Source organism: Streptomyces muensis (assembly GCF_021474425.1).
Lineage (GTDB): Bacteria > Actinomycetota > Actinomycetes > Streptomycetales > Streptomycetaceae > Streptomyces > Streptomyces muensis.
Window position 1 is genome coordinate 1 of the sequence record NZ_JAKEIP010000404.1, and the last position, 5,301, is coordinate 5,301.

Here is a 5,301-nt window from a genome sequence, read left to right on the forward strand (position 1 = left end):
CCCCCACCCACGAGGGCACCCTCGTCACCGCCCGCTCCGTCCTGGGCCCCCTCTCCTTCACCGACCCGATGGAGGTCACGGTGTGGCAGCCCCCGGGCGACGACACACCCGGTCTCTGCCGGCTGGAGAAACGGGGCCGCTTCATCACAGGCTGGGCGGAGCTCGAGGTCCGCCCCGGACCGGGCGGCCGTGCCCGGGTGGTGTGGCGGGAGGAGATCAGGGTGCGGTTCGTACCGAGGGGATTGGACGGGGTTGTCGAGCGGGTGGGGCGGTACGTGTTCGGGCGGGCTGTGAATCGGTTGCTTCGGGGGGTGTGACGAAGGCGGGCGCGGACGCCGGTATGGGCTGGCCGACCGTGTCAGAGTGGGCCGCATGGCGGAGATCGAGGCAACCGGCCTGACGGTGGGCGAAGTCGAGGCGCTGGCGGTGGACGGATTGCGATGGCTGCTGTCCGTCGCGCGGGACGCCGGGGGCGACGGCGGGATCGGGTGGCCCGTCAGGCCCTCCGACGACGCGCTGGACCCGATGCTCTACAACGGCACGGCCGGTGTCGTCCCCGTACTCCTGGAGGCATGGCGCCACTTCGGCGACGACTCCTACGCGGATGCCGCCCTGCGCGCCGGCCGTGGGCTGGTGGAGGCCGTCGAGAGGGTGGAGGACGACTCCCTGTACTTCGGCCGCATCGGAATGGCCCTGGTGCTGCGCGCCCTTCACGTCTGCCTGGGCGACACCGCGGCCGGCGCCGCCGCGGACCGGGCCGTGGAGCTGGTGCGGTCGCGGTTCGACGGGGAACGCTGGGGTGAGCTGTACGAGCTGATGGGCGGCAACGCGGGTATCGGCCTCGGAGCGCTCCTGCTCGGCGCGGAGGATCTGGCGGTCCGGGCGGTGGAACCCTACGCCCGCACGGCCGAGCAGACCCGTGCCGGGGTGCAGTGGCAGTTCCGGCCCGGCGCACCCGCGCGGATGCACCACATCTCGCACGGCACGCTCGGCATCGTGTACGGGCTGGCCTCGGTCGGCCACGCGACCGGGCGCAAGGACCTCGTCGAGCTCGCACTGGCCGGCGCCTCGGACGTCGTCTCCCGCGACGAGGCCGGGCCCGACGGGTTCCTCGTCGCGCACTCCGACCCGCACCACCGCCCCGATGTCGTGGCGCGGTACAACTACGGCTGGTGTCACGGACCGAGCGGTGATGCCCAGGTCTTCCGGCTGCTGAGGGACCTGTTCGGCGACTACGACCTCTGGCCGGCCCTCGCCGACCGTTGCTGGCACACCGTCACGCACTCCGGTGTGCCGCACCGGCTGCGTCCCGGCTTCTGGGACAACAACGGCCGTTGCTGCGGTACGGCGGGCGTACTCGCCCTGGCCTGCGACCGCATCGCCGAGCAGGGCGACTCCCCCGAGTTCGCCCAGCTCCTCGTCGCCGACATCGCCGCCCACGCCACCCGCGACGCCGAGGGCGCCCGTTGGTCGAACGTCGAGCATCGCGCCGACCCGAGCGACCTCGAACCGGAAACCGGGTGGGGGATGGGCAATGCGGGCATCGTGCGGGAACTGCTTCGCTTCGTACGGGTCGTGCGGGGCGGCGGCGACACGGCCTACGCCTTCGCCTGGCCTGACCAGCCGGCGCCGCGGGCATAGGGGACCCCGGGGGTGTATCACCAGGTCGGACCCGGCGGTGTCGCCGTCGGCCGGGTAGTGAGGTGGGTCAGGCACTGGCGTACTGCTTCCTCCAGGTGGGGGTCCCTGTCCTGGGTCCAGTCCTCGGGGGTGCAGGGCACCTCTATGTGCGGGGTGACGCCGTGGTTCTCGACGTGCCAGCCGTCTTGGGTCAGCCAGTAGGCCTCGCGCGGGAGTATGAGGCCGGTGCCGTCGGCGAGGGAGAAGTTCCAGTCCATGACGTTGACGCCGCCCCAGGTGCGGTTGCCGACGACCGGGCCGATGCCGAGGGCCTTGATCGCGGCGGTGGCCACGTCGCCGTCGGAGCCGGTGAACTCGTCGGTGACCACGACGACGGGGCCGCGCGGGGCGAGGGACGGATAGCTCAGGGCGGATCCGCCGCGTGCGACGCGCCAGCCGAGGACGCGGCGGGACAGGGCCTCGACGACGAGTTCGGAGAGGTAGCCGCCGGTGTTCTCCCGCAGGTCGACCACGAGGCCCGCGCGGTCGAACTCGGTCCGCAGGTCCCGGTGGAGTTGCGCCCAGCCCGGTCCCAGCATGTTCGGAACGTGCAGGTAGCCGAGGAGTCCGCCCGAGGCGGTGTCGACCAGCTCGCGTCGTTCCGCCACCCACGCGCAGTAGCGCAGTGCCGTCTCGTCCCGCAGGGGAACGACCGTCACGGTTCGCGGTGCGGCGCTCTCGGCGGAGCGGACGGTCAGGCTCGTGGGCAGCCCCGCCCTGCCCGCGAGGAGGGCGGCGGGACCTCGTTCCGGGCGCAGCGGCACTCCGTCGATCTCCAGGATCGTGTCTCCCGCTCGGACTCCGACGCCGGGGGCGCACAGTGGGGACAGCGCGCCTTCGACGGAGGAGTCGCCCTTCGGGATGCGGTGCACGCGCCAGGTGCCGTCCGTGTCCCGGGTGAAGTCGGCCCCCAGCAGGCCCTGGTGGCGCCCGGGGGTCGATGCCGTCGGGCGCTCCTTGACGTAGGCGTGGGAGCAGCCCAGCTCGCCGTGGACCTCCCAGAGCAGGTCCACGAAGTCGTCGTAGCAGCCGAGCCGGTCCACCAGGGGGCGGTACCGGTCGAGTACGGCGTCCCAGTCGACGCCTCCCATGTCGGTGCGGACGTAGACGTCGCGGATCAACTCGCCGTCCTCCTCGAAGGCCTGGGCCCACTCCGTCACCGGGTCGACAAGAGTCCGGGCCGACTCCAGGCCGGTCTCCGTCGCCTCGCCGCCCGAGGCCGGACGGTCCGCGGGGACGGCGGTCAAGGTGCGGCCCGCGCGGATCACGGCGCGTCGGCCGTCGCCGGTGACCACGTACGCGTCGACGTCCGGGCGGAGTTCGCTCGCCTTGACGGTGGCGAAGTCCCACCGCATGAGGGTGCCGCGCTCGGCGAGCCAGTCGCCGCTGGGGTCCTTGCGGATCCACAGCACGCCGTCCTCGGCCGCGCGCAGGGCGATGAAGTCGCCCGCCGGCAGCGGGAACAGCTCCGCGCGCTCCGCCAGCCCGTCCCGGTCCACGGTGACCTCACCGGTGGCGAGGGCACTCCGTGGATCGTGCGGACTGAACGGCGACGGCGTGTCCTTCGCCAGCGGGAGAAGGCACAGGCGCGTGCCCGCGGCGAACGCGGGACCGAGAAGGTGCGCCTGGGGGACGGGGTCGAAACCGCGTTCCGACAGGAAGGCCAGGTACAGGCCGTCCCGGGTGAACGCCGGTGCGCGGTCGCTGAAGCGGAGCGGGGTCGCCTCGATCACTTCCGCGGTCGCGAGGTTCGCGAGGTTCGCGAGGTTCGCGAGGTTCGCGAGCCTGATCTGCCGTAGCTTGTTCGCTCCCGGGTGCGACCAGGCGAGCCACCGCGAGTCCGGGGAGAAGACGACGTCGGTCGCCTCACCGCCGTCGGTGCGGTCCACCTCCGTCAGCGCCCCGGTCGCCACGCACGCCACCAGGACCCGGCCGTCGTGCGTGGCCATCGCCAGGGACCGGCCGTCCGGTGCCGCGACCAGTTCACGCACCCGGCCCAGGAGCCCGGTCCCGAACCGGTGCGAGGCAGCCTTGTGCGCAGGCGCCGCCGTCCCGCTGAACTCACTGACCTCGATGGCCTCGCGGCCGCCGACGACCACGACGTACGCCACCTTGCCGGTGTCCCCGAGGACCCGCGGCAGCCGGGCACGGGTGCCGGGCTCTCTCGGCAGTTCCCTCGTGGGTTCGGCCGGGCCGCCGACGCGGTGGACGGAGCCCCGTACGGTCACGAGCACTTGCCGCCCCGACCGGTCGGCGTCGAAGTCCTCCAGCCCTTCGCCGCCGGTGACGACGTACATCCCCCGCCCGGCGGCCGGACCGCCGAGGTCGATGTCGACCCGCTCGGGCACCACGCCCGGTCCGAGGCCGTCCAGGAGCCACAGTTCGCCGCCGCTGTGGTAGACGACGCGGGCACCGTCCGTGGTCGCGCCGCGCGTCGCGAAGGGGTGTGCCGTATGGCATCGCAGATCGCTGCCGTCGGGCAGGCTCGACCAGAGCCGGCCGTTCTCCTCGTGGTCGGACAGGAAGGCGATGCGGTCGCCCACCCACAGCGGGCACTCGATGTTGCCGTCGACCTCCTCGTGAACCCGGGTGAAGCCGCCGTCGCCGAGCCGGTCGATCCACAGCCGCCCCATGGTCCCGCCCCGGTACCGCTTCCAGTAGGCGGCCTCGGCGAACATCGAGGGAGTCTGGACGAGTACGGCGCCTCCCGGCCCGTGCGCGACACCTGCCACCGGGCCGTAGGGCAGCCGCCGGTCCGGCCCGCCGTCGATCCGCACCGCCCTGGCCCACGTCCTGCGCGTCGCGCGCTGCCCGACCGCGCTCACCACGAGGAGTTCCTGCGGCGAGAGCCAACCGAGCACGCGGGTACGGGCGTTCGCCCAGTGCGTGACCTGGACAGGGGCCGCCCCGCCCGCGACCGGGGCGACGACGGCCTCGGGCACGCCCTCGCGCCACGCGGTCCACGCGACCCGACGGCCGTCCGGGCTGAGCCGCGGATGCCGGACCCGTTCGTGCTCCCCGCCGACCCGACGTGCGCGGCCGCCGTGGACGGGAGCGATCCATACGTCGTTCTCGGCGACGAACGTCAGCAGGTCGCCGTGCGGATGCGGATCCCTCAGGTAGCCACGGGCGCGACGGGCGGTGCGCGGGGAGGACGGAGAGGAAGGGGAGGAAGGCAACGGTGCTCCTGGGCGGCGGGGTGATCGGGGAGGTCGCGGCCGGCGTCAGTACAGGCGGTCGTCGAGGCGTGCCTCGCCCTCCTGGCGGTGGCCCAGGAAGACGCACAGCAGGGCGTGCCGGCCGTCCGTGTCGAGCCCGAGTGCCGCTTCGAGTACGGGCCCCTGGAAGCCGAGGACGATTCCGGAGGTGAGGCCGGCGGCGGTGGCGGCCACCTGGAGCCGCTGGGCGCTCGCACCGGCGGCGACGGCGGCGTAGCGGTAGGCGCGCGGTCCCGCCCGGGCGACGGCGCGCTCCGGATGCCAGTGCGGGACGAGGGTGACGGCGGCCTGTCCCACCGAGTAGTTGGACAGGGCGTAGACGCGTTCGTCGAGGGTCGGGGCGTCGACCGGGACCGGCGTGAGCGCGTGGCGTCCGGGCAGGTAGTCGTACACGCCCGCCGCG

General features: G+C 73.5%; 4 protein-coding genes. 2 read left to right on the top strand and 2 right to left on the bottom strand.

Annotated features, from left to right (window positions below):
- A partial coding sequence (locus L0P92_RS41835; protein ID WP_234768370.1) for an SRPBCC family protein occupies nt 1–317 on the top strand: 317 nt, incomplete at its 5' end.
- Nucleotides 318–372: 55 nt separating this feature from the next.
- Nucleotides 373–1,641, top strand: a complete 1,269-nt coding sequence (locus L0P92_RS41840; RefSeq protein WP_234768371.1) for a lanthionine synthetase LanC family protein — start codon at nt 373–375, stop codon at nt 1,639–1,641.
- Nucleotides 1,642–1,658: 17 nt separating this feature from the next.
- Here L0P92_RS41840 and L0P92_RS41845 read toward each other — a convergent pair whose 3' ends face one another.
- The gene (locus L0P92_RS41845) at nt 1,659–4,859 is read right to left on the bottom strand and encodes a S41 family peptidase (protein WP_234768372.1); all 3,201 of its coding nucleotides are present in this window, start codon (nt 4,857–4,859) and stop codon (nt 1,659–1,661) included.
- A gap of 45 nt (nt 4,860–4,904) precedes the next feature.
- A partial coding sequence (locus L0P92_RS41850) for a nitroreductase family protein (RefSeq protein ID WP_234768373.1) occupies nt 4,905–5,301 on the bottom strand: 397 nt, incomplete at its 5' end.